The following is a 23,186-nucleotide window of genomic DNA, read 5'->3' as shown; positions in this document are numbered from 1 at the left end:
CATGCCGTTTCTGTGAATCTGGCTGCAGTGACCAAGGAAGTCTTCGTCCCGCCCGCCGAGATCACGTACTGGCGGAACGCCGTGGTGGTCGCCTACGCCGCGAGCGGAATTGCCTTTTCCACGTGGGTGTCCCGGCTGCCGGCCATCCGCGACGGCCTTGACCTGACCCCGGGCACAATCGGGCTGCTCCTGCTCTGCATGACGGCGGGATCTTTCGTGTCCGTGTCCGCCTCAGGCCTGATTGTCCTTCGCCTTGGCTCCAAGCGCACCATCCGGATCGGCAGCATCATGGTCGGGTTCGGGCTGGCGCTGGCAGGCTTCGGCACCTCCGTGCTCGCCAGCCCGGTGGCGGTAGCCGCGGGACTGGCCATCATCGGGCTGGGCACCGCCAGCTGGAACACCGCGTCCAATGTCGAAGGTGCCGCGGTGGAACGCGCCGTCCGGCGGCACATCATGCCCCGGCTGCACGGTTCCTTCAGCCTGGGCACAGTGGCGGGCGCCGGGCTGGGCGCCTGGGCTGCCGCCGCCGGGATCCCCGTCTTCCTGCACCTGGCCGCGGCGGGCCTGCTGGTGGCCGGCTCGGTGACCACCGCGGCGGCCTGGTTCCGGGCGGACATCACTCCGGTCGAGGGGGAGCCGCCCTTCAAGGCATCCGGGACAGATACCTTCGAGGACCCCTCCACCGGGCCCATCCCGATCGTCCGGCAGACTGACGCGGTCCCGGAGCCGCCGCTGGACAACAAACGCCTCATCGCCCAGGCTTGGCGTGACCGGCGCACACTGCTGCTGGGCGTGCTGGTCCTCGGGCTGGCCCTGGCAGAAGGAGCGGCGGGGGACTGGGTGGCGCTGGCACTGGCCGACGGCCACGGCCAGACCGACGCCGCCGGAGCAGCCGGGTACGGGTTGTTCGTCACCTTCATGACTATCGGGCGGTTCGCCGGCACCCTGGTCCTGGACCGCTTCGGCCGGGTCCCGGTGATGCGCTGGTGCGCCGCGCTGGCGGTTCTGGGCCTCGGCCTGTTCGTCTTCGCTCCGGTACCGTGGCTGGCCTACGTGGCCCTGGCCATCTGGGGACTCGGCGCCTCACTGGGCTTCCCGGTCGGCATGTCCGCCGCCGCCGACGATCCCGTCAAGGCCGCCGCACGGGTGTCCGTGGTGTCCACGATCGGCTACGGAGCGTTCCTGTGCGGGCCGCCGCTGCTGGGTCTGCTGGCCGAGCACGTCGGGATTCTCCACTCGCTGCTGGCCGTCATGGTGATGCTGATCGCCAGCTTCCTGCTCTCCCCAGTGGCCCGCAAACTCCCCGCACCCGCGCCCGTTCCGGGCCAGTAGAGCGAGCCAAGTGCAGCCGGCACCGGCTTAGGCGAGCGGATGATCCCGGCTAGGCTGGTCAGGTGACCCAGATCCAGCTCTCCGCCCTGACCACCTCCGCCGTCGGCGGCCCTGCCGGCAGCTACATCGAGGCCCGCAGCGAGGCCGGGATTATCGACGCCGTGCGCACGGCGGACGCCGCCGGCGAGTCCCTGCTGATCATCGGCGGCGGCTCCAACCTGCTGGTGTCCGACGACGGGTTCCCCGGCACGGTGCTGAAGATCGCCTCCGAGGGGTTCACCGTCGACGCCGAGGACTCCTGTGGCGGCGTGGCGGTGGTGGTCCAGGCCGGCCACAACTGGGACGCGTTCGTTGAACACGCCGTGAAGCATGCCTGGTCCGGGGTCGAGGCGCTCTCCGGGATCCCCGGTGCCACGGGCGCCACCCCCGTGCAGAACGTCGGGGCCTACGGGGCCGACGTCTCCCAGACGATCGCCGTGGTGCGCACCTGGGACCGGGAACGCAACGCGGTGAAGACCTTCACGAATTCCGAACTCAAATTCGGCTACCGGGACTCCATCCTGAAGCAGACCACGGTCAACGGCTCTCCGCGCTATGTGGTGCTCACCGTGGAATTCCAGCTCCCGCTCGGCCGGATGAGCGCCCCGGTCCGCTACGCCGAACTCGCCCGGGTGCTCGGCATCGAGCAGGGCCGGCGGGCCTACTCCACCGATGTCCGCCGCGAAGTGCTGCGGCTCAGGGCGTCCAAGGGCATGGTCTGGGATGCGAACGACCGTGACACCTACTCCACGGGATCTTTTTTCACGAACCCGATCGTGACCGAGGACGTCGCGGCACGGCTGCCGCAGGAGGCCCCGCGGTACCCCGCCGGTGCGGACGGGCTGACCAAGCTCTCGGCGGCCTGGCTGATCGACCAGGCCGGGTTCGCCAAGGGCTTCGGCCTGGACCCGGACAGCGTCTCGGGCGGCCGGGCCTCGCTGTCCACCAAGCACACCCTCGCCATCACCAACCGGGGAGGGGCGAGCGCGGCGGACATGCTGGCCGTCGCGCGGGAGGTCCGCCACGGCGTCGTCGAACGTTTCGGCATTGAACTGCACCCGGAGCCGCTGCTGATCGGCGTCGATCTCTAGGGAAGACCGGCCCCAGGAAAGCGGCCGATGCCCGGCCGCTGCCCCCGGGCCCGCGCGCGGGGGCGCCTCCGCGCCCCGGCTACGGTTCTGTGTGGCGGGGGGCCACCTTGCTGAAAAGCATGAAGGTAAAACCGGAGGCCGCGGCCCCGAGCAGGAAGACCTGGCAGAACGCCACGGACTGGACACTGGGCCCGCTTTGCAGCACCAGTCCGGCGCACGCAAACGCCACGGCGCCGGCGAGGAACGCCAGGGAGCCGAGCAGGAAGGCCTGTACGGTGGCCGGAAATTCGCTGCCATAGTCGAGCTGGAGCTCCCGGCCCTGCGGGGCGACCCTTCCGTGCTTCACGGCCGCCTGCACCGGTGCCTGAGACCGTGCCCGCGGCTGCAACGCCGCGGCCGTGACGAAGCTGGCCACGGACAAAGCCATGGACAACGTGGCCACCAACTGCAGGGTGCTCATCATGGGCGAAAGTCGGGTACCGCTGGCGATGGCGACGGCGAGCCCGGCAGCCATGCCGGCGGCGCTGGAGGCCCAGCCCAGCAGGGCCAGCTTCCGGCACAGGGGCCGCAGCAGCGGCCACACCTCACTCATAGTCATAATTCAAGGGTAGGGAAGCCTGCTGGATGGCGGCTGGGAGCAGCCGGGCAACAACCCGACAGCCAGCACACGCGACTTACCATGGTTCCATGGCAGCAGTGACGGGCATCCGCCGGCTTACCCCCGGGACCATCGGCAGGTTGCGGCTCGCCGCCCAGGGACTGTTGGGACCAGGGTTTCAGTCCGTCCCGGAAGCCGTCCGCGGCATGACAGCGATGCAGGCCCAGGACCTGCAGGCCGTTCTCTGGGCTGTCGGCCAGCGGGTGCCGGGTTCCCGCGCCGCGGACGTCCGCGGCGCGCTGGACCGGGCGGAGATCGTCCGTTCGTGGCCGATGCGCGGCACCTTGCACGTGCTGGCGCCCGAGGACTTGAAATGGGTGCTGGCCATTACCTCGGAACGGCTGATCCGTGGCCTGGCCGGGCGCCACCGGGACCTCGGGATCAATGACACGGACGTGGACGCCGCGGCGGGATCCGCGTTGCGGCTGGTCTCCGCGGGGGCGGCCAGCCGGGCGGAACTGTTCCAGGCCTTCGAACGGGCCGGGCAGTCCACCGCGGGCCAGCGCGGCATTCATCTGCTCGGGGTCCTGTGCCAGCGGGGTTTGCTGGTGCAGGGGCCGCTGTCAGGCAACCAGCAACTGGTCGTGGCGTTCGGCGACTGGATCACCGAGTCGCGGACCCTGGACCGCCCGGACGGCATCGCCGAGTGGCTGCTGCGCTACTTTCGCAGCCATGGCCCCGCCACGGAACGTGATTTTGCCTGGTGGGCCGGCATTCCGCTGACGGAAACCCGGGCTGCCCTGGCCCGGGTGTCGGACCAGCTGGCGGAGCTGGAGTTTGAGGGGACCAGTTACTGGCTCTCTCCAGAGACAGCCGCGCTGCTCGACGACGGACTCCCCGGTCAGCGCACGGTTCTGGCGCTGCCGGGGTTCGACGAATTCCTGCTCGGCTACGCGGACCGGTCCCTCGTGCTGCCGCCGGAGCACGCCGACAAGATCGTCCCTGGCGGCAACGGCGTGTTCAAGAAGACCATCGTGGCCGGCGGCGGCGTGATCGGCACCTGGGTCGGGCCGCCGGGCGGCCGGGGAGCCGGAGTCGTGCCCGAACCCTTCGACGGCGTTAACGGGCTGCGGCCTGCAGCCCAAAAGTCTTTTGGGCTGCAGGCCGCGAAATACCGCAGATTCCTGGGTGCCTGAACAGGCGACTGGACAGGCGCCTGGAGGGGTGTACCGGACGGTCCCTAGAGGTTTCCGGTGGCGATGCGGAGCATGCGGCGCAGCGGTTCCGCGGCGCCCCACAGCAGCTGGTCGCCCACCGTGAACGCGCTGATGTACTGCGGACCCATCTCCATCTTGCGGATGCGGCCCACCGGAATGTCCAGGGTGCCGGACGCTGCCACGGGTGTGAGCTCAGCCATCGAGGCTTCTTTGGTGTTCGGCACCACGCGGGCCCACTCGTTGTCCGCGTCCACGAGCTTCTCGATCTCGGCGACCGAGAGGTCCTCGCGCAGCTTCAGTGTCAGGGCCTGGGAGTGCGAGCGCATCGCACCGATCCGGATGCACAGGCCGTCCATGACGACGCGGTTGGCGGCGGAGGTGCCCAGGATTTTGTTCGTCTCCACCCCGGCCTTCCATTCCTCCTTGGACTGGCCGTTGCCGAGGTCTGCGTCGATCCAGGGGATCAGCGAACCGGCGAGCGGGACGCCGAACTGTGTGGCGTCGATGCCGGTGCGCTGGTGCGCCAGGACCTTCCGGTCGATCTCCAGGATTGCCGACGCCGGGTCGTCCAGTTCGGTGCTCACCGCGGCGTTGAGGCTGCCGAACTGGTTCAGCAGTTCACGCATGTGGCGCGCCCCGCCGCCGGACGCCGCCTGGTACGTCATGGACGTGCCCCATTCGACGAGGTCGTTCTTGAACAGCCCGCCCAGGCCCATCAGCATGCAGGACACGGTGCAGTTGCCGCCGATGTAGTCCTTCACCCCGCCGGAGAGGCCGGCGTCGATGACGTCCCGGTTGATGGGGTCCAGCACGATGATGGAGTCCTCATTCATGCGCAGCGTGGAGGCGGCATCGATCCAGAGGCCGTCCCAGCCGCGGCTGCGGAGCTCGCCGTGGACCTGCTTGGTGTAGTCCCCGCCTTGGGCGGTGACAATAATGGGCAGCTTCGCCAGCGTCTCGAGGTCGAACGCGTCCTCGAGTTTGCCGGCAGCGCCCGCAGCGGCGCCGGCTATGGCCGGTGCGGCGCCGCCCGCGTTCGAGGTGGAGAAAAATACCGGGTTGATGTTGGCGAAGTCGCCCTCGTCCTGCATGCGCTGCATCAGGACGGAACCGACCATGCCACGCCAACCGACCAGGCCGACGGACGGGGTAGCTGCTGTAGTCATGGGCCCAGTTTAGACTTCACCGGCGCCCGGGCGCAGTCGGTTACGTCACGCGTTATAGTCGCCGCGCGGCTCTTCCAGCAGCGCCGCCTTGCGCCGGCGCAGCGCGAAGACCGCCCCGAACGTGAAGACCTGGGTCACCACCACCAGCACGATCGCCCCGAGGATCTTGTTGCCGCCCAGGATCATGGTCAGCCCCACGATCGCCGAGAGCAGGGCGAGCAGGGGCAGGAGCATGTACCCCAGGACAAAGAGTGTCTCGGGTTTGCGGAGCATTACTTGGCCTCCGTCCGGCGCCACAGCGTGATCCGGTAGCGGGTGCCGTTGGCGGAGGTCAGCCAGCCGTTGGCCGGGAGGCTGGCGGAGGCGGTCCAGTCGTAGCCGAGGTCGGGAGCGAAGGTGTCCCCTTCGGCGGTGGTGTCGATGGTGGTGACGACGGCGACGTCGGCAAGGTCCAGGGCCTGGGCAAAAATTTCGCCGCCGCCAATGATCCACACGGTCTCGTGGCCGGCCACGAACTGGGATTCAAGCAGGGCGTCATCGAGCGAGGCGACCGCGACGGCGCCCTCCGCGCCCGGGGTGTCCCGCCAGGCGGCCTGGCGGGTGATGACGATGTTGGTCCGGCCGGGCAGCGGGCGGTACTTGTCCGGGAATGACTCCCAGGTCTTGCGTCCCATGATGACCGGGTGGCCGGTGGTGAGGCGGCTGAAGTGCGACAGGTCCTCGGGCAGGTGCCACGGCATGGCGCCGGCCTTGCCGATCACCCCGGTGCTGGTCTGGGCCCAGACCAGCCCGAGGCCGGTGGTGGACGCGCGGAGTTGCTCAGTGAAATCGGCGGGCTGCAGGTGCGGGGTGTTGTCGTTGCTCATACGGCTATCGGGGCCTTAATCGTCGGGTGGTGCCGGTAGCCGACCACCTCGAAGTCCTCGAGGGTGTAGTCGAAGATGGAGTCCGGCTTGCGGGTGATGTTCAGCTGGGGGTAGTCGTAGGGCTCGCGGGCGAGCTGCTTGAGGACCTGGTCCATGTGGTTGTCATAAATGTGCACATCCCCGCCCGTCCAGACGAATTCGCCCGGTTCCAGGCCGGTCTGCTGTGCGATCATGCGTGTCAGCAGGGCGTAGGACGCGATGTTGAACGGCACGCCCAGGAACGTATCCGCCGACCGCTGGTACAGCTGGCAGGAGAGCTTGCCGTCGGCCACGTAGAACTGGAAGAACGCGTGGCACGGGGGCAGGGCCATGTCCTTGAGTTCGGAGACATTCCAGGCCGAGACGATGTGCCGGCGCGAGTCCGGGTTGGACTTCAGGTTCTCGATGAGTTCGGCGATCTGGTCGATGTGGCCGCCGTCGGGCGTGGGCCAGGAACGCCACTGGACCCCGTAGACGGGACCGAGTTCGCCGTCGGCGTCGGCCCATTCGTCCCAGATGGTGACGCCTTGGTCCTGCATCCATTTGACGTTCGTGTCGCCGCGGAGGAACCAGAGCAGCTCCACGGCCACGGACTTGAAGTGCACCCGCTTGGTGGTGATGAGCGGGAAGCTCTTGCTCAGGTCAAAGCGGAGCTGGCGGCCAAAAACGCTGAGGGTACCGGTGCCGGTGCGGTCCGATTTGTGCGTGCCGTGCTCGAGGACGTCGCGCAGGAGGTCTTCATAGGGCGTAGGGATGCTCACCGTTCCAGTCTACTGAGAACTCGCTGGCTCTCCTTATTTGTGTGACCGTCCCTGCCTCGCCCGGAGGATCGCCAGCAGTGCCTCGTCGTCGAGCCCGGCAGTGCGGGCTTCCGCAGTGCAGCGGTCGACGGCGGCGATCACCTCCACCGGGACCGTGCCCGGGGCAGGTGCGGGCGGCGTCGCGGGGCGGCCGGCGACCACCGTGCCGTTGCGCCGCCGGGTTTCGACCAGCCCGGCCAGTTCGAGCTCTTTGTAGGCCCGCGCGACTGTCCCGGCCGCGAGGCCCAAGTCCGACGCGAGGCCGCGGACCGCCGGCAGCCGGGTTCCCGCCGCCAGCGTCCCGAGGCTGATGAGGGAGGCGATCTGCGCCCGGATCTGCTCGAAGGGGGGAACGGGCGAACGCAGGTTGACCGCGATCCCCGCGCTCACGCGGCGACTTCCTTCCGCGGCAGGGGAGCGGGGGCCTTCCGGGCCAGGCCACCCACGGGGATCACGGAGATGACCACGGCAGCCGCGGCCAGCACAGAGCCGGCCAGGGTCGCCGGCCACCACGATCCGGCGGCCGGATCGGCGCCCCCGAACGCGTCCGGCCCGAACACCGCCGCCCAGGCATTGCTCTGGGTCAGCAACAGGACACCGGCCTGTGCGGTGAGGGTAGCCGCGAGGGTCCGCACGATGCGGTGGACAGTAATGCCGCGCAGGGCGACGTCCAGGCCGCGCGGGGCGTCGCGGACACCCTGGCGTGACCTGGCCCGGAGGAACGCCGGCAGGGCTGCAACGCAGGTCCCGGCCGCGAGCAGCCCGGCCGGAACCCAGCCGGGTTCTTCGGCCAGCAGGGCCTGCCCCGCGGCGGTGCCGGCTAGGGCCGCCAGGAAGATTAGCAGTGCCAGGACCGCCGTGGTCAGCAGGGCGGGGCCCACCGGCTGCCGGGGCCAGGTGGGCGGCGACTCCGGCGTTCCGTAGTTGCGCTGCAGGACCAGCTCGCCGCCGGCTATGACCAACAGGACCGAGGTGCCCATCAGGGCCACGAGCCCTGCAAGCCCGTAGCTGGCGACTGCCATGATCACGGGGGCAAGGAAGACGCCGGCGACCAGCGGCGCGGCGGCCGCGAGGCCCAGGAGCGTCCCCAGGGAGGAGACCAGCCTGGCGGCCGGGTGCTGGCGGCCGGTGGCGATCCCTGCTTCGGGCCGGTTCCGGACGCCCAGGCGGGCGGCCGCGAGCCGAGGGGGCCGCCAGCACCACATCACGAGCAGGACCACGGTCGCCGCGAGGCCGGCGAAGTTCGTCCACGACGTCAGCCTTTGCGCCGGATCGGGGCGGGCGGCGAAGTTCCCCGCGATGACTGCCAAACCGGCAGCCACTGTGGACACTGTGCGCAGCAGCCGGTTCATCGCGATGGTCCGCAGTACAGCGTTGTCCGCCGCGTCGAGGGACTCCAGCTGGCGGCGGCGGGCGATCAGCCACAAAACCAGCAACGTCCCGACGGCCAGCACCAGCAGGGCGCCGCCGAGCCAGGCGGCCACCTCCGGCCCCGGGATGCGGCCGTCGCCTCCACCGTTGTAGTAGCTGTACGCGCCGTCGCTGACAGTGGTGGGAGCCACGGCCGCGAATCCGGGCAGCGTGGCAGTCCGGGCGATGGCCGCGGCAGCCGAGACGAAGATCGCAGCCGTGGTCAATGCCAGCCTGCGGGGCAGGAAGTCTTTGATACGCCGCACGGACAGCACGGCCTCGCGCCGCATTCGCCGCGGCCCCGGGTAGCTGACCTGGCCCAGGGCGTGCACGCCCAGGCAGCCCAGGACCGGCCAGGCCAGCGCCGGGACGATCGCTTCGGCGCCCACCACGGGGGCGGCTGCCGAGGGATTGGCCGGGATGATGCCCAGGGTCATGGCGCCCTGGAGTGAGCTCGCGAGCCAGCCGATCACACCCACCCATAGCCCGTGTTCCGACACGGTCTGCGGCGACGTTCCGGTCCCGGGGGGCCAAATCACCCACCGCAGAACGGCGTAGACCAGCAGGGCGGCGATCGCCGGGCCGAGCAGCAGTAGCGGCGGCACGTTCCACAGGACCGGCATGGAATCCCCCAAGATTCAGCAGTAATGTACCAAGCTATTGATACAAACTAGGCTTGGGGCCCCCCGGGGTCAAGGACCTCAGTCGTCGAACGGCTTGAACCGCTCTACGGCAACCACTTTTTTCTTGCTCCCGCGCGCGACGTGGCAGACCACAATCTCGCCCGGCGCCAGGAACGGGTCCGAGGACGGCAGCAGATCCCGCAGCCGGGAGCTCATGTGTTTTGCCAGCTGCTTCAGGACGGTCGGCAGGGCCGGGCGGTGCGTACACAGAGCCACGGCCCGCTGCTTGTCGAACAGCCCCTCGACGACGGCCGCCGTCTTGTGCGGGCTGCGGCCGTGCCGGTGCTCGGTAAGGGCCTCGTTGAGCTTGACCTTGGCGTCGGCCGCCTTGGCGTAGGGTGCGATGGTGGCCACGCACCGCAGCCACGGGCTTGAAACGATCCGCGCGGGCTTCCACGCCTGCAGGAGCCGCCCCACCGCCTGCGCCTGCCGCATGCCGGTGGCGGCCAGCGGGCGGTCACCCTCGGCCTTGGTCCAGGAGGAGCGGGGCTTGGCCTTGGCGTGGCGCACGATCAGCAGCGGCCAGGTCTCCAGCTCCCCGCGGTCGTGGGCGTTCACCAGGTGCTGCAGCGGTTCGATGTCACCCGGGTTGCTCAGAAGGCGGGCGGCCTTCTCGGGCGGGCACCACATGACGCTGTCGACTTCGGTGCCGTCCGGTATCAATACGGCGCCGTCGACGTCGACTGCCCAGTAATGGACCACCTTCAGCCCGGCCGCCACATGGTAGTGGATGGGCGGAAGCGGAATCCCCAGCGGGGCGGTGAGCCCGATCTCCTCCTCCACCTCGCGCACGGCGCACTCCGGGATGGTCTCGCCGGGGTCGATTTTGCCCTTCGGCCAGGACCAGTCGTCATACCGCGGACGGTGGATCAGCAGGACCTCGAGCTGGTCCCCGTTTACCGAATTGAGGCGCCACGGGATGGCGCCCGCCGCCGTGACGGAAACCTCTTCGCCGGGTTGGTCAGCCTGGTCCGCAACCAGTGCATCGCTGCTCACACTCACGATCCCTACCGCAGGCTGGTCGAGCGCTGGCGCGAGCGGGAGGCGAGCAGCCAGGACTGCACGTCCTTGAGGTCCTGGCCGTCTTCCGCCAGGTGGTGGCGGGTCCATTCGCCCTGCTTGTCCAAATGCCAGCTGGCTGTTTCGGGCACCATGTAGCGGTTGAGCAAGTCCAGGACATAACTCGTGTCGTCGCCGCTCGTCAGCTGCACGAGGGCCTCCACCCGGCGGTCGAGGTTGCGGTGCATCATGTCGGCCGAGCCGATGTAGACCACCGGGTCGCCGGCATTTGCGAAGGCGAAGACGCGGGAGTGCTCCAGGAAGCGGCCCAGCACGGAGCGGACCGTGATGTTCTCGCTCAGCCCGGGAACGCCGGGCCGCAGGGAGCAGATGCCGCGGACAATGACGTCCACCTGCACCCCGGCCTGGGACGCGCGGTACAGGGAATCGATGATGGCCTCGTCCACCATCGAATTGACCTTGATCTGGACACGGGCGGGGATGCCGGCCCGGGCGTTCCTGATCTCGGTTTCGATCCTGTCGATCAGCCCGGAACGGACCGAGCGCGGCGCAACGAGCAGCCTCTTGAACGTGGACTTCGGCGCGTAGCCGGAGAGCTGGTTGAACAGCTTGGACAGGTCTTCGCCGACCTGTTCGTTCGCCGTCAGCAGGCCCAGGTCCTCGTAGTAGCGGGCCGTGCGGGGGTGGTAGTTGCCGGTGCCGATGTGGCAGTAGCGGCGCAGGCCGTCCACTTCCTGGCGGACCACGAGGGAGAGCTTGCAGTGGGTCTTGAGTCCCACGATGCCGTACACCACATGGACGCCGGCCTGTTCCAGTTTCCGGGCCCAGGAGATGTTCGCCTGCTCGTCAAAGCGCGCCTTGATCTCCACGAGCGCCAGGACCTGCTTGCCGGCCTCGGCGGCGTCGATCAGCGCATCGACAATCGGGGAGTCACCGGAGGTGCGGTACAGGGTCTGCTTGATGGCCTGGACTTTGGGGTCCGCGGCCGCCTGTTCCAGGAACGCCTGGACGGACGTGGAGAAGGAATCGTACGGGTGGTGCAGGAGGATGTCCCGGCGCCGCATGGCGGCAAAGACGTTGGCCGCCTTGGACGTTTCCGATTCGTTGAGGTAGCGCGAGGTGTGCGGGACGTGCTTGGGGTAGTGCAGGTCCGCCCGGTCGATCCCGGCAATCACCGAGAGCCCGCGCAGGTCCAGCGGCGCCGGGACGGAGTAGACCTCGGATTCCTCGACGCCGAGCTCGCGGATCAGCAGGGCACGGATGTTCGGGTTAATGTCATTGGTGACCTCAAGCCGGACGGGCGGGCCGAACCGGCGGCGCAGGAGTTCCTTCTCCAAGGCCTGCAGCAGGTTTTCGGCGTCGTCCTCTTCGACCTCGACGTCCTCGTTGCGGGTCACGCGGAAGATGTGGTGTTCCAGGACCTCCATGCCGGCGAACAGCTGGTCCAGGTGCACGGCGATCACTTCTTCGAGCGCGATGAACCGTGCCACCCGCCCGGGAACGGAGCCGGCGCGGGCGCCGTCGATGGAGATCAGGCGCGGGAGCTGGTCAGGGACCTTGACGCGGGCGAAGAGCTCCTTGTCGCTGACCGGGTTGCGGACCACCACGGCGAGGTTCAGGGACAGCCCGGAGATGTAGGGGAACGGGTGCGCCGGGTCCACGGCCAGCGGGGTCAGGATCGGGAAAACCTTTTCCGCGAACATGGCGCTGAGCTGGTCCTTGGCCTGGGAGTCGAGTTCCTCCCAGTGCATCAGGTGGATGTGCTCATAGGCCAGCGCCGGACGGATCTGTTCGGCATAGACCCGGGCGTGGCGCTGCTGCAGCTGGTGCGCGGCGTCGCCGATCTGCTCCAGGACCTGCATCGGGCTCAGCCCGGCAGGGGAGGGGACGGCAAGCCCCGTCGCGATCCGCCGCTTCAGTCCGGCCACCCGGACCATGAAGAACTCGTCCAGGTTGGAGGCGAAGATGGACAGGAAGCTGACCCGCTCCAGCAGGTACAGGTTGGGGTCCTCGGCCAATTCCAGGACCCGGGCGTTGAAGGCAAGCCAGCTCAGTTCCCGGTCCAGGAACCGGTCCGGGCTGATGTCGCCTTCCGGCTCCAGGTTCGGCGCGAACTCCGGAATGTCGATCCGGTCCTGCGTGGCGCGTGAGGCCGGCACTTCGGAGGAGCCAAAGCGGGCACGTACCGGACGCGCCCCCTTTTCCGGCGTTGCTGGTTCAGACGTGGATGTCCGGGCGGTATCCCGTGGCATGGTGTCTCCTCAATGCTGGCGCGATGTAGCTTCAACCTTACAAGCAATCATGGCCGGATGACCCCAGATTTCGGCCCGGCCGGGGCGGTCATCCGCCGACTTGACTAACGCCGTCCGGCGCGGGAGTGGCGGCCGGCGTCTGCGGCTGCGGCAGCGGCGCGTACATCACATCGACATCCCAGCGGGTGAATCCGAGCCGGCGGTAGAGGGCGACGGCGGGGGCGTTGTCGGCGTCGACGTAGAGCATGACGGCGCGGAGCCCCAGGCCCTGTAGATGCCGGATGCCGGCGACCGTGAGGGCCTTGCCCAGCCCGGACCCCTGGGCGTCGGGGGTCACGCCCACCACATAGACCTCGCCCATGGCGGGGTGATCGCCGTGCCGGGGGTGCACCTTGGTCCAATGGAATCCCAGGAGCCGGTCCGCCGGGTCGACGGCCAGCAGGAAGCCTGCGGGATCAAACCACGGTTCGGCCATCCGGGCGTCCAGATCGGCCCGTGTCATGTTGCCCTGCTCCGGGTGGTGGGCGAAGGCGGCCTTGTTGGCGGCCAGCCAGGCGTCCTCGTCCCGGCCGGGCACGAAGGCGCGGAGTTGTACGCCCTCCGGGAGGTGGACCTCCGGCAGGGCGGCCGCTGCTGTCATCAGCCGCATTTTCCACAGCTCACGGACGGCGCCGTAGCCGTAGCGGGCTGCGAGGTCGGCCGCGGCCTGGTGGTTTCCGTGGGACCAGGCTTTCAGGCCGGCGAAGCCGCGGACGCTTTTCAGTTCGCCCACCAGGCGGTCGCCCACGCCCTGGTTGCGGTAGCTCGGGTGGACGGCGACCTCGAGAACCCCGGTGCCGTCGGGCTCCTCGATGACGACGGCGACGCCGGCGAGGTCCTGCGCCGTCGCGGGATCCGACTTGTCGTCCGGGGCGTAGAGGGCCAGGGCAAGCACCGAGTGCTCGCCCGCATCGGCGGCGCGCAGCGTGACAAGGGTCTGTTCGGACAGTGGCGGATTGCCGTCGGACTCTTCCGCCGCGGCGACAAGGGCAGCGACGTCTCTCAGCAGCGCGCCGTCCACGGTTCCTTTGACAGTGTGTACGGGCCAGTTTTCCGGGTGCGCAGGGCTCATGGTGCAAGGCTATCGGGTGCATGGGGGTCGGCGGCCGATTTTGTTGAACTCCGGACGGCCGCGTATAGTCGTTTCTCGTCCGGCGTTGAGCCAGATGCGAGGGGGATCCACCACTGGGGTGGCCTCGATACGTTCGACCCGTATGTCCTCCACTGAGAAGTACTGATAAATACTGAGAAGTTCCGTGCCGATGGATTGGTGCACCAAGAAAGCCCCGGACTCTGGATTCCAGAGTCCGGGGCTTTCTTGGTTCAGTGCTTTGGGCACCGGCGCTTGCTTACCGGCGCTGCCGCGTTCTGGCGGCCGTAGTGCGCTCAGGCCTCGGTGAGTTCGTCCTCGGGCTGGCGGACCAGGGTCAGGCGGTAGCCGACGTTGCGGACGGTGCTGATCAGGTTCTCGTGGTCGGCCCCCAGTTTGGCCCGCAGCCGCCGGACGTGGACATCCACGGTGCGGGTGCCGCCGTAGTAGTCGTAGCCCCAGACTTCGGTCAGCAGCTGCTGGCGGGTGAACACCCGGCCGGGGTGCTGGGCCAGGTATTTCAGCAGTTCAAATTCCTTGAAGGTCAGGTTGAGCGCGGCGCCGTTGACCCGTGCGGTGTAGCTGGCCTCGTCAATCACGACGCCGGCGGCCCGGATTTCGGTCGGCACGTCCTCTTTCTCCGGGACGGCGCGCGCGATCCCGAGCCGGATCCTGGCTTCGACTTCTGCCGGGCCAGCGGATTCCAGGAGGATGTCGTCCACGGCCCACGCCGAGGAGACCGCGGCCATGCCGCCCTCGGTGAGGATCAGCATCAACGGGGCGCTGAGGCCGGTGGCCTTGAGTAGCTGGGTGAGGGAACGTGCGCCGACGAGGTCCTTGCGGGCATCCAGCAGGACGATGTCGCAGGGGTCGGTCTCGAGCAGGGCAGTGGGCTCGGCCGGAAGGATGTGCACCCGGTGGTTCAGCAGTTCCAGAGCAGGCAGGACGTCCACGGATGTTCCCGTGCTGTTCGTCAATAGCAGGATGTGCGACATTGTTCCTCCAAGGGGTGTCCGCGCATCATTGAGCGTCTTGTTGCTGATGCTGAGTATACCTAAAGGCCCCATTCCGGCCATGGTCCCGTCACCTCCAGGCCCTCCTTTTGCGACACATACCGGTCACATAGGGCAGGATTGAACCGTCAGGGCCCGCGGCCCGTCGAAATTGAGCCGAGTCGAATTGGGGTCCGCAGTGAGCGAAGGTCTGGCCATGGTGGGTCTGCCGATGGCGAGCAGACAGTGAAGCCGTGGAGCGTTGGGATCATCGGCCTGGCAGGTCTCGCGGCTATTGTCGCCGGCGCCTATTCCTCGCCGGAGGTCCTCCTGGCAGTCGCGGCGCTCGCCGCCGCCGGCATCGGTATCGGCTGGCCCTACTTTCTCGGCATCCCCGCCAAGAAGACCCTCGCGGTCCTGATTGGCCTGCCCGGTGTGGGGTCGGCGGTGGCTGCGACGTATCTCCCGGCTCCCGGCTTCCTGGACTGGACGCCGTCGTTCATGGCCGTCGGGGTCATGGCAATCTTCGTCATGCAGCTGATCCGGGGCACCGGCCAGGCCCAGCGCCTCGAATCCACCCTGGGCTCGTGCGCGGGTGTCCTGCTCTCCTGCCTCGGCGCCGGCTGGATTGCGAGTTCGCGCTTCAACGGGGTCCGCGAAATGATCCTCGTGGCGGCCATCAGCGCGGCAATCGCCCTGCTGGCGGGGCTGATCCGCTGGCCGGACCGGATCGTGGCGCCGCTGGGCATCGTGAGCGCCGGCCTTGCCGGGCCGCTCGCCGGCCTGGTGTTCTCCGACATCGCCGTGCTGCCGGCCGCCCTCGTCGGCGTCGTCGTGGGGGCGGTGCTGGTGAGTTTCCGCCGCCTCGTCATCCTCAACGGCGAGGGCCTGAATATTTTGGCGGCCGTGGGCATGGGGCTCGGGCCGGTGTCTGCGGTTGGTTCCCTGGCCTACTTCATAGACAAACTACTCATCTACTAAGCGTTAGGATGGCATCATGTCCGTACTTGCATATGAGATCTTTTTCCTTGTCCTGCTTGGCGTGGCCAGCCTGTCCATGGCGTGGTTTGCCGGCTTTGTCGTGTACCGCCTCTTCAAAGGCCAGAAGTAACACGTTCCAAACCCCGTAGCTTCCAGAGGTAGATGCTGTGCCGATTGAAATCCCTACTGATCTGACCCCCGAAATCGTTCCGCTGTCCTGGCTCATTGGTGAGTGGGAGGGCAGCGGCCGGCTGGGGGCCGGGGACGAGGACTCCGAGCATTTCCTGCAACACGTCTCGTTCACGCACAACGGCCTGCCGTACCTGCAGTACCGCGCCGAGAGCTGGCTGACCGACGACGAGGGCACCAAGCTGCGTCCCCTCACCGTCGAGACCGGCTTCTGGGCGCTGGAACGTAAGCAGCGTGACGAGGACGGCGGCCCCGGCCTGATCCCGGCGGACATCGTCCCCGTGCTCAAGAGCGCCGACGAGGTGGAGGCCCTGCGCAACAGTGACGGCGGTTTCGACATCTCGGTCTCCATCGCCCACCCCGGCGGGATCTCGGAGCTGTACTACGGGCAGATCAAGGGGCCCCAGATCCAGCTCAGCACCGACATGGTGATGCGCGGCAGCCACTCCAAGGAGTACACGGCGGCCACCCGGATCTTCGGGCTCGTGGAAGGGAACCTGCTTTGGCGCTGGGACGTGGGCACCGGCAAGAATTCGACGTCGGGCGGCGGCCTGGAGGCCCACGCATCGGCCATCCTCGCCAAAGTAGGCTAACTACGCGGTCTCAATAGCCGGTCTCACTGATTTTTCCGTTGTCAGCACCGACCCAGGAGAAATGCCGTGAACGACGCAGTCACCAACGACGCAGTCACCAACACAGCCCCCGGTAGCACCGGCTACGCAGACCTCAAAGCCGTGTTCTTCAACGGCACGCTCAAGAAGTCCCCGGACGTGTCCAACACCCAGGGCCTGATCGAGGTCAGCCGCCGGATCATGGAGAAGCAGGGCGTCACCACCCGCGTGATCCGCACGGTGGACCACGACATCGCCAGCGGCGTCTACCCGGACATGCGCGAACACGGCTGGGCCACTGATGAATGGCCGGAACTCTACCCGGCCGTCCAGGAAACGGACATCGTCGTCGTCGCCGGGCCCATCTGGCTGGGGGACAACTCCTCGCAGACCAAGAAGCTCATCGAGCGCCTCTACGCCCACTCCGGGCAGCTGAACGCGAAGGGCCAGTGGGCCTATTATCCGAAGGTGGGCGGCTGCCTCATCACCGGCAATGAGGACGGCATCAAGCATTGCGCCATGAACGTCCTGTACAGCCTCCAGCACATCGGCTTCACCATTCCGCCGCAGGCCGACGCCGGCTGGATCGGCCCCGTCGGGCCGGGACCGAGCTACCTTGACGAGGGGTCCGGGGGGCCGGAGAGCGATTTCACCAACCGCAACACCACCTTCATGACCTGGAACATGCTGCATCTGGCGCGGATGCTCAAGGACGCGGGCGGCATACCCGCCTACGGAAACCTGCCCGACGCCTGGAAAGCCGGCACCCGCTTCGACTTTGAAAATCCGGAATACCGCTAGGGCCGGCCTGCCCCACAGCGGGCCGGAATACGCACAGAGCTAAGGACGTTCCTTTCAATATGACTATCAAAAGCCCCCTGTTGTCGCGCCCGGCCGCGGTTGAGGCCGGCGGCGCCGACGCCGGCGTCGCCGCCCACTACGGCGAGCCGCTCCGGGAACAGCGGGCGCTGGCCGCCGGCACCGCCGTCGTCGATCTCTCACACCGCGGCGTGGTCACAGTCAGCGGCCCGGACCGCCTGAACTGGCTCAACACCCTGTCCTCCCAGCAGCTCACTTCCCTGGCCCCGGGCCAGTCCACCGAACTGCTGCTGCTGAGCGTGCAGGGCCGGATCGAATTCGACGCCCGGGTGGTGGACGACGGCGCGACCACCTGGCTGATTGTCGAGGCGGCCGAGGCGGCCCCGCTCGCCGAATGGCTGAACAAGATGAAGTTCATGCTCCGGGTCGAGATCGCGGACGTCTCTGCGGACTGGGCCGTACTCGGCTCCACCCGCCGCATCCCGGAATGGGCGGCGCTGCAGGCCTGGGAAGACCCGTGGCCGCACGTCGGTGCCGGCGGCTACTCCTACGCGGTGGTGGGCGAGGGTGCCCATCCAGGACTGGAACGGCCGTGGTTCGAGTACCTGGTCCCCGCGGGCGAGCTGGTCGCGACCGTGGGCGACCGTGCCCTCGCCGGCACCATGGCGTCCGAGGCGCTGCGGATTGCGGCGTGGCGGCCCCGGTGGGGCGCGGAAACGGACGACAAAACCATCCCGCATGAGCTCGACCTCCTCCGCACTGCCGTGCACCTGGCCAAGGGCTGCTACAAGGGCCAGGAGACGATCGCGCGCGTCCACAACCTGGGCCACCCGCCGCGCCGTCTCGTGTTCCTCCAGCTCGACGGTTCCCAGCACACCCTGCCCGCGGCCGGCAGCGAGGTGCGTGCGGGCGACCGCAAGGTGGGCGCGGTGACCTCCGTGGCGCAGCACTACGAGATGGGCCCCGTGGCCCTGGCCGTGATCAAACGCTCCGTCGCCCCGGACGAGGTCCTGACCGTCGTGGACGGGGACGAGCCCTACTCCGCGGCCCAGGAAGTCATTGTGGCCCCCGACGCCGGCCAAGTGGTGGGACGCCAGACCGGCTTCCTGCGGGGCACCCGATGAGCGGCGAGTCCAAAGTGAACGAGCCGGGCGCCGCGCCCGACGACGAGACACTCGCGCTGGCCCACGCGCTCTTCGACGCGGCCCGCGAGGGCAACTCCGCGCTGCTGGGCAGCTACCTGGCCGCCGGCGCCCCGGCCACGCTGACCACTTCCTCCGGCGACTCGCTGGTGATGCTGGCGGCCTACCACGGCCACGCCGGCACTGTCCGGCTGATCCTGGACCACGGCGGCGACGCCAACACGCCGAACGACCGGGGCCAGACCCCGCTGGCCGGTGCTGTCTTCAAGGGCTACACAGACGTGGCCCGGGAACTGCTGGAGGCCGGGGCCGACCCTGACGCCGGCACCCCCACCGCGCGGGCCGCCGCGCAGATGTTCGCCCGGACGGACATCCTGGCCCTCCTCGGCTGACCAAACCCGGCCCAGGGCTCTGCCGGCGCGGGGTCGGGAAGATTGCCCCTAAATACTCCACGTGGAATAATCTTTAGTGGAGTAACCGCCGTTGAGACCGAAGAGGACACTCTTAGACCGAAAAGGACTGCACCATGGCCCGGGCAACCGCATTGACACCCCTGGGTGTCGCCGCACTTTCCCTGCTCGTGGAAGAACCGATGCATCCCTACGAGATGTACCAGCTCCTGATCGCCCGGCACGAGGACCGGCTGGTCAAGGTCCGGCCGGGAACGCTCTATCACGCCGTCGGGCGGCTCGAAGAACAGGGGCTGGTCGCAGCGACGGGAACGGACCGGGGAGGCAACCGTCCGGAGCGCACCACGTACACCATCTCGGCTGCCGGCCGCGAAGCGTTCACGAAGTGGCTGCAGGACATGCTCGCCGCCCCGGTCAACGAATACCCGGCCTTCCCGCTGGCCATCTCCGAGGCCTACAACCTGCCCGCCGGCGTCGTCGTCGAACTCCTCGACCGGCGCCTTCAGGCGTTGCAGGAGCAACTCGATTTCCTGGTCTCCGGCGAGGAACTGCTCGCGAAGAAGGGCGTGGAGCGCAAGTACTGGATCGACGTCCAGTTCCAGCAGAGCACGCTGCGCGCCGAAATCGCCTGGATCCGCAGCCTTCAGGACCAGCTCCGCTCCGGCGAACTGCCGTGGTGACCCCGCGCAGGACCACGGCCGGGACCCGGCCGCCCTCACACGCACAGCCCATCCACGTTTCACACCAGCCCCTAAGGAACCGTATGGAAAACGTAGCCCGGCCATGGCCGGCACTCTGGTCCCTGGTGATCGGCTTCTTCATGATCCTGATCGACACCACCATCGTCTCGGTGGCCAACCCCAGCATCATGGAGGGCCTCAACACTGACATCAACTCGGTGATCTGGGTGACCAGCGCCTACCTGCTCGCCTATGCCGTGCCGCTGCTCATCACAGGCCGCCTGGGGGACCGTTTCGGACCGAAGAAGCTCTACCTCTCCGGGCTCGTCGTCTTCACCATGGCATCGCTGTGGTGCGGCCTCTCCGGCAGCGTCGAGATCCTCATCGCGGCCCGTGTGGTCCAGGGCCTCGGCGCGGCCATGATGACGCCGCAGACCATGGCCGTCATTACCCGGATCTTCCCCCCGGACCGCCGCGGCGCGGCCATGGGCATCTGGGGTGCCACGGCGGGCGTCGCCACGCTGGTTGGCCCGATCCTCGGCGGCGTGCTGGTGGACGGCCTCGGCTGGGAATGGATCTTCTTCATCAACGTTCCCGTCGGGATTGTCGGCTTCATCCTCGCCCAGCGTTTCGTCCCTTCGCTGACCACCCACCCGCACAAGTTCGATATTCCCGGTGTGCTGCTCAGCGCCCTCGGCCTGTTCCTCCTGGTCTTCGGCATCCAGGAGGGCGAAACGTACGACTGGGGCACCATCGCCGGCCCCATCACCGTCTGGGGCCTGATCATCAGCGGCATCGCCGTGCTGGTGGTCTTTGTCCTGTGGCAGCGGTTCAACACAGGTGAACCGCTGTTGCCCCTGTCCCTGTTCAAGGACCGGAACTTCTCGCTCGCAAACATTGCGATCACCACGGTGGGCTTCACCGTCACCGCGTTCAGCCTGCCGCTGATCTTCTACTACCAGATCGTCCGCGGCCTGACGCCCACCCAGTCGGCGCTCATGATGGTGCCGATGGCGCTGATCTCGGGCGGCCTCGCCCCCGTCGTCGGCCGGATCATCGACAGGGTGAACCCGAAATTCATCACCGCGGCCGGCCTGGTCCTGATGTCGGTGGCGCTGTTCTGGAACGCCCTGCTCATGCACCCGGATACCGCCATCTGGCTGTTCCTGCTGCCGAGCGCAGTGCTGGGCTTCGCCAATGCGGGCATTTGGGCGCCGCTGAGCTCCACGGTCACGCGGAACCTGCCGCCGCGGCAGGCCGGCGCCGGCTCGGGCGTCTACAACACGACCCGCCAGATCGGCGCCGTGCTCGGCAGCGCCGCCATTGCCGTCCTCATCCAGGCGCGGCTGGCGGCCGAGCTCCCCGCCCGGCCGGGAGCAGGCGCAGACGCCAGCCCGATGGGCTTCGGCGGTGCCCTGCCCGCGGAGCTCCAGGAAGGGTTCTCGACGGCGATGGGCCAATCCATCCTGCTGCCGGCGGCGGTCATCCTGCTCGGCGCAGCCGTGGCGCTCTTCTTCGCCAAGCCCAAGCCGGTCCAGGGTTGGGGCGAACCCGACGCTGCCGCGGCTGCGGGAACGCCCACAGCAGACACGGCCACAGCAGACGCGGACAAGGCCGCCGCGGAACGCGGCTAGCCTGGCGGCATCCGGATCAGCCCAGCAGCACGCTGGTCTGGATGCCGCCCGCGGAGAATCCCAGGCTCCGGGCCAGCGCCAGCGACCCCTTGTTGCTGACTTCTGAACGCCACTGCAGCGTCAGGCCGGCGGCGAGGGCCTCGTGGGCGGCTATCGAGGCGGCCACCTTGCCCAGGCCGTGGCGGCGCCACTCGGGCGCGACCAGCACGCCCATGTGGGCCAGGAGCCCTTCCCATTCGGCATACGCCCCGCAGGCCACCGGTGTCCGGCGCCCGTCTTCCAGATGCAGGACGGTGAAGCGGTGTTCAAGGTCGGCGAGGCCCACCTCGTTGACGTCGTCGGGCGGGCAGAACGTCTCCAGCTCGATCGCCTCCGGGTTCCCGTGCGAGACCGTCAGTTCCCCGGAGGGCTGCTGCAGGGGGAGGTCGTCGGCGAAGAAGAGTGCGGCGGCGCCGAGCCCGTGGCCCCCGTGCCCGCGGGTGATGGTCAGCAGGGTCACGTGCTGGGCCAGTTCCTCGTCGGAGAGACCGTCGGCGGCGTCCAGCGCCCATTGCGGGCCCACCAGGGCAGAGTTGCCGAACAGGCGGACGAACTGCAGGGACCGGGCTGCCTCGTCCGCCCTCGTGAGCCGCACGCCGGCGGCGGCCGCGAAGGCGCCGTCGTCGAACCCCAAGCGGCGCGCCCATGCGAGCTGGACAATTTCGGCGGAACCGGGCTCAAGAGTCATGAATCAACCCTACCCACCGCGGCCGGGCTTCCGGCCGCACGGGCCGACCGTCCGCAATCCTGCCTGCGGGGCCGGGCCTGATCCGGACCTCCGCCGGCGGCCAGCCTAGCCGAAGAGGACGGCGGCCTCGTCGTAACGGCTCTGCGGAACGGACTTGAGGTTGCCGAGTGCGGCGTCGAAACCGACGTGCACAATATCCGTGCCGTGCAGCGAGACCATGGTGCCCCAGCGCTTCTCCACCACCGAATCGATGGCGGCCATGCCCAGGCGGGTGGCCAGGACGCGGTCGAACGCCGTCGGGACGCCACCGCGCTGGATGTGGCCAAGGACCGTCGCGCGGGTCTCGATGCCGGTGCGTGCCTCGAGCTCGGGCGCCAGCATTTCGGCGATGCCGCCGAGGCGGGGGCGGCCAAAGGTGTCGAGGCCGCGCTCCGAGTGCGGGGATTCCTGGCCCTCGGGCACGAACCCCTCGGCGACGACGAGCAGCGGGGCACGGCCACGGTCGTGGGCGGAGACGACCCACTCGGCGATCTGTTCCATGGAGGCCTTCTGCTCCGGGATCAGGATGGCGTGGGCGCCCGAGGCCATGCCGGCGTGCAGGGCGATCCAGCCCACATGCCGTCCCATGACTTCGGCAATCATGCAGCGGTGGTGGGACTCTCCGGTGGTGCGCAACCGGTCGATTGCCTCGGTGGCGATTTCCACGGCCGTGTCGAAGCCGAAGGTGTAGTCCGTGGCATCGAGATCGTTGTCCACCGTCTTGGGCACGCCCACGATCTTGAGGCCGGCGTCCGTGAGCCGCTTCGCGGCGGCCAGGGTGCCCTCGCCGCCGATGGCGATGATGGCGTCGATCCCGAGCCGGTCCATGTTGGCTTTGATGACCTCGGGGCCGCCGCCGTTCTCGAACGGGTTGGTGCGGGACGTGCCGAGGATGGTGCCGCCCTGCTTGGCGATGCCGCGGACCATGGTGCGGGGAATCTCCACGATGTCGCCTTCTACGACGCCGCGCCAGCCATCCTTGAATCCTACGAACTGCTGGCCGTGGACTGCGATTCCTTTGAGGACGGCGCCACGGATGACGGCGTTCAGGCCGGGGCAGTCTCCGCCGCTGGTGAGGATTCCAATTTTCATGTCTTGGCTCAAATCCTGGTTTGAAGGGGTACAGGCAGAGCGCCACGCTGAGCTCACCCTAGAGTCTAGTGGCGGGTGTGGGGCAGGACACAAACGGTTACAAAAGGTGCCCCCCCCGGGGGGGSGGGGGCACCTTTGCGTGGTGCGGCGCAGCTGCCGGGTGCCGGCTGCCGCCGGGCCGAGACGGCCACTGACGGTCGGCCAGTGACGGATGGCCCGTCACGGTCG

23 protein-coding genes are annotated in these 23,186 nt (G+C 68.5%); 10 read left to right on the top strand and 13 right to left on the bottom strand.

The genetic code is table 11. From position 1 onward, the window contains the following. Nucleotides 1-12 precede the first annotated feature (12 nt). Complete coding sequence (locus AC1DXI_RS08210; RefSeq protein WP_476938167.1) at nt 13-1,332, top strand: MFS transporter; 1,320 nt, start codon at nt 13-15, stop codon at nt 1,330-1,332. 62 nt (nt 1,333-1,394) lie between these two features. Then, a complete protein-coding gene (locus AC1DXI_RS08205; RefSeq protein WP_476938166.1) occupies nt 1,395-2,462 on the top strand; it encodes a UDP-N-acetylmuramate dehydrogenase in 1,068 nt (355 codons plus the stop codon). A gap of 79 nt (nt 2,463-2,541) precedes the next feature. On the opposite strand, the gene AC1DXI_RS08200 is transcribed toward AC1DXI_RS08205, so the two are convergent. Further along, nucleotides 2,542-3,060: a hypothetical protein gene (locus AC1DXI_RS08200; protein WP_476938165.1), complete on the bottom strand. Its 519-nt coding sequence runs from the start codon at nt 3,058-3,060 to the stop codon at nt 2,542-2,544. 89 nt (nt 3,061-3,149) lie between these two features. Between AC1DXI_RS08200 and AC1DXI_RS08195 the strand changes: the two genes are divergently transcribed. Further along, nucleotides 3,150-4,256 carry a winged helix DNA-binding domain-containing protein gene (locus tag AC1DXI_RS08195; protein WP_476938164.1) on the top strand — a complete coding sequence of 369 codons (1,107 nt, stop codon included), beginning with the start codon at nt 3,150-3,152 and terminating at the stop codon, nt 4,254-4,256. 44 nt (nt 4,257-4,300) lie between these two features. On the opposite strand, the gene asd is transcribed toward AC1DXI_RS08195, so the two are convergent. From asd to AC1DXI_RS08145, 10 genes are all read right to left on the bottom strand, one after another. Next, nucleotides 4,301-5,443, bottom strand: a complete 1,143-nt coding sequence (gene asd, locus AC1DXI_RS08190) for an aspartate-semialdehyde dehydrogenase (RefSeq protein ID WP_476938163.1) — start codon at nt 5,441-5,443, stop codon at nt 4,301-4,303. A 45-nt stretch (nt 5,444-5,488) separates the two neighbouring features. Continuing rightward, nucleotides 5,489-5,716 carry an NF038396 family protein gene (locus AC1DXI_RS08185; protein WP_476938162.1) on the bottom strand — a complete coding sequence of 76 codons (228 nt, stop codon included), beginning with the start codon at nt 5,714-5,716 and terminating at the stop codon, nt 5,489-5,491. Beyond that, complete coding sequence (locus AC1DXI_RS08180; RefSeq protein ID WP_476938161.1) at nt 5,716-6,309, bottom strand: dihydrofolate reductase; 594 nt, start codon at nt 6,307-6,309, stop codon at nt 5,716-5,718. Before AC1DXI_RS08180 ends, AC1DXI_RS08185 begins: the two co-directional genes overlap by 1 nt. Next, nucleotides 6,306-7,109, bottom strand: coding sequence for a thymidylate synthase (locus tag AC1DXI_RS08175; RefSeq protein ID WP_018773624.1), 804 nt, complete (start codon nt 7,107-7,109; stop codon nt 6,306-6,308). Before AC1DXI_RS08175 ends, AC1DXI_RS08180 begins: the two co-directional genes overlap by 4 nt. Before the next feature lie 33 nt (nt 7,110-7,142). After that, nucleotides 7,143-7,538, bottom strand: coding sequence for a GntR family transcriptional regulator (locus tag AC1DXI_RS08170; protein ID WP_476938160.1), 396 nt, complete (start codon nt 7,536-7,538; stop codon nt 7,143-7,145). Then, nucleotides 7,535-9,181 carry a hypothetical protein gene (locus AC1DXI_RS08165; RefSeq protein WP_476938159.1) on the bottom strand — a complete coding sequence of 549 codons (1,647 nt, stop codon included), beginning with the start codon at nt 9,179-9,181 and terminating at the stop codon, nt 7,535-7,537. The genes AC1DXI_RS08170 and AC1DXI_RS08165 overlap by 4 nt, the downstream gene beginning before the upstream one ends. A 78-nt stretch (nt 9,182-9,259) precedes the next feature. Next, a complete protein-coding gene (locus AC1DXI_RS08160; RefSeq protein ID WP_476938158.1) occupies nt 9,260-10,237 on the bottom strand; it encodes an NUDIX hydrolase in 978 nt (325 codons plus the stop codon). Between the two features lie 11 nt (nt 10,238-10,248). Then, nucleotides 10,249-12,513 carry an RNA degradosome polyphosphate kinase gene (locus tag AC1DXI_RS08155; protein ID WP_476938157.1) on the bottom strand — a complete coding sequence of 755 codons (2,265 nt, stop codon included), beginning with the start codon at nt 12,511-12,513 and terminating at the stop codon, nt 10,249-10,251. An 88-nt stretch (nt 12,514-12,601) separates the two neighbouring features. After that, nucleotides 12,602-13,624, bottom strand: a complete 1,023-nt coding sequence (gene mshD / locus AC1DXI_RS08150) for a mycothiol synthase (RefSeq protein WP_476938156.1) — start codon at nt 13,622-13,624, stop codon at nt 12,602-12,604. A 314-nt stretch (nt 13,625-13,938) separates the two neighbouring features. After that, nucleotides 13,939-14,637: a winged helix-turn-helix transcriptional regulator gene (locus AC1DXI_RS08145; RefSeq protein ID WP_018773628.1), complete on the bottom strand. Its 699-nt coding sequence runs from the start codon at nt 14,635-14,637 to the stop codon at nt 13,939-13,941. A gap of 243 nt (nt 14,638-14,880) precedes the next feature. Here AC1DXI_RS08145 and AC1DXI_RS08140 point away from each other — a divergent pair, with 243 nt between their 5' ends. From AC1DXI_RS08140 to AC1DXI_RS08110, 7 genes are all read left to right on the top strand, one after another. Then, complete coding sequence (locus AC1DXI_RS08140; RefSeq protein ID WP_476938155.1) at nt 14,881-15,615, top strand: permease; 735 nt, start codon at nt 14,881-14,883, stop codon at nt 15,613-15,615. A gap of 167 nt (nt 15,616-15,782) precedes the next feature. Then, complete coding sequence (locus AC1DXI_RS08135) at nt 15,783-16,397, top strand: nitrobindin family protein (RefSeq protein WP_476938154.1); 615 nt, start codon at nt 15,783-15,785, stop codon at nt 16,395-16,397. Nucleotides 16,398-16,463: 66 nt separating this feature from the next. Continuing rightward, nucleotides 16,464-17,216, top strand: a complete 753-nt coding sequence (locus AC1DXI_RS08130; protein WP_476938153.1) for a flavodoxin family protein — start codon at nt 16,464-16,466, stop codon at nt 17,214-17,216. Between the two features lie 59 nt (nt 17,217-17,275). Then, nucleotides 17,276-18,358: a CAF17-like 4Fe-4S cluster assembly/insertion protein YgfZ gene (ygfZ, locus tag AC1DXI_RS08125; protein ID WP_476938152.1), complete on the top strand. Its 1,083-nt coding sequence runs from the start codon at nt 17,276-17,278 to the stop codon at nt 18,356-18,358. After that, complete coding sequence (locus AC1DXI_RS08120; protein WP_476938151.1) at nt 18,355-18,768, top strand: ankyrin repeat domain-containing protein; 414 nt, start codon at nt 18,355-18,357, stop codon at nt 18,766-18,768. The genes ygfZ and AC1DXI_RS08120 overlap by 4 nt, the downstream gene beginning before the upstream one ends. Nucleotides 18,769-18,902: 134 nt before the next feature. After that, complete coding sequence (locus AC1DXI_RS08115) at nt 18,903-19,466, top strand: PadR family transcriptional regulator (RefSeq protein ID WP_018773635.1); 564 nt, start codon at nt 18,903-18,905, stop codon at nt 19,464-19,466. A gap of 83 nt (nt 19,467-19,549) precedes the next feature. Further along, the gene (locus AC1DXI_RS08110) at nt 19,550-21,100 is read left to right on the top strand and encodes an MFS transporter (protein WP_476938150.1); all 1,551 of its coding nucleotides are present in this window, start codon (nt 19,550-19,552) and stop codon (nt 21,098-21,100) included. Between the two features lie 16 nt (nt 21,101-21,116). Here the strand turns inward: AC1DXI_RS08110 and AC1DXI_RS08105 are convergent, their stop codons facing one another. Both AC1DXI_RS08105 and AC1DXI_RS08100 read right to left on the bottom strand, forming a co-directional pair. After that, complete coding sequence (locus tag AC1DXI_RS08105; protein ID WP_476938149.1) at nt 21,117-21,827, bottom strand: GNAT family N-acetyltransferase; 711 nt, start codon at nt 21,825-21,827, stop codon at nt 21,117-21,119. A gap of 105 nt (nt 21,828-21,932) precedes the next feature. Then, nucleotides 21,933-22,958, bottom strand: coding sequence for a 6-phosphofructokinase (locus AC1DXI_RS08100; RefSeq protein ID WP_018773638.1), 1,026 nt, complete (start codon nt 22,956-22,958; stop codon nt 21,933-21,935). Nucleotides 22,959-23,186 lie beyond the last annotated feature (228 nt).

Source organism: Arthrobacter sp. P1_H7 (assembly GCF_056405215.1).
This window is presented reverse-complemented; position numbering and strand designations above follow the sequence as displayed.

Excerpts from the sequence above, each read along its gene's own strand:
- AC1DXI_RS08200 (WP_476938165.1), bottom strand. The coding sequence starts at position 3,060 with ATGACTATGAGTGAGGTGTGGCCGCTGCTGCGGCCCCTGTGCCGGAAG.
- AC1DXI_RS08195 (WP_476938164.1), top strand. The coding sequence starts at position 3,150 with ATGGCAGCAGTGACGGGCATCCGCCGGCTTACCCCCGGGACCATCGGC.
- asd (WP_476938163.1), bottom strand. The coding sequence starts at position 5,443 with ATGACTACAGCAGCTACCCCGTCCGTCGGCCTGGTCGGTTGGCGTGGC.
- AC1DXI_RS08185 (WP_476938162.1), bottom strand. The coding sequence starts at position 5,716 with ATGCTCCGCAAACCCGAGACACTCTTTGTCCTGGGGTACATGCTCCTG.
- AC1DXI_RS08180 (WP_476938161.1), bottom strand. The coding sequence starts at position 6,309 with ATGAGCAACGACAACACCCCGCACCTGCAGCCCGCCGATTTCACTGAG.
- AC1DXI_RS08165 (WP_476938159.1), bottom strand. The coding sequence starts at position 9,181 with ATGCCGGTCCTGTGGAACGTGCCGCCGCTACTGCTGCTCGGCCCGGCG.
- AC1DXI_RS08155 (WP_476938157.1), bottom strand. The coding sequence starts at position 12,513 with ATGCCACGGGATACCGCCCGGACATCCACGTCTGAACCAGCAACGCCG.
- mshD (WP_476938156.1), bottom strand. The coding sequence starts at position 13,624 with ATGAGCCCTGCGCACCCGGAAAACTGGCCCGTACACACTGTCAAAGGA.
- AC1DXI_RS08145 (WP_018773628.1), bottom strand. The coding sequence starts at position 14,637 with ATGTCGCACATCCTGCTATTGACGAACAGCACGGGAACATCCGTGGAC.
- ygfZ (WP_476938152.1), top strand. The coding sequence starts at position 17,276 with ATGACTATCAAAAGCCCCCTGTTGTCGCGCCCGGCCGCGGTTGAGGCC.
- AC1DXI_RS08120 (WP_476938151.1), top strand. The coding sequence starts at position 18,355 with ATGAGCGGCGAGTCCAAAGTGAACGAGCCGGGCGCCGCGCCCGACGAC.
- AC1DXI_RS08115 (WP_018773635.1), top strand. The coding sequence starts at position 18,903 with ATGGCCCGGGCAACCGCATTGACACCCCTGGGTGTCGCCGCACTTTCC.
- AC1DXI_RS08110 (WP_476938150.1), top strand. The coding sequence starts at position 19,550 with ATGGAAAACGTAGCCCGGCCATGGCCGGCACTCTGGTCCCTGGTGATC.
- AC1DXI_RS08105 (WP_476938149.1), bottom strand. The coding sequence starts at position 21,827 with ATGACTCTTGAGCCCGGTTCCGCCGAAATTGTCCAGCTCGCATGGGCG.
- AC1DXI_RS08100 (WP_018773638.1), bottom strand. The coding sequence starts at position 22,958 with ATGAAAATTGGAATCCTCACCAGCGGCGGAGACTGCCCCGGCCTGAAC.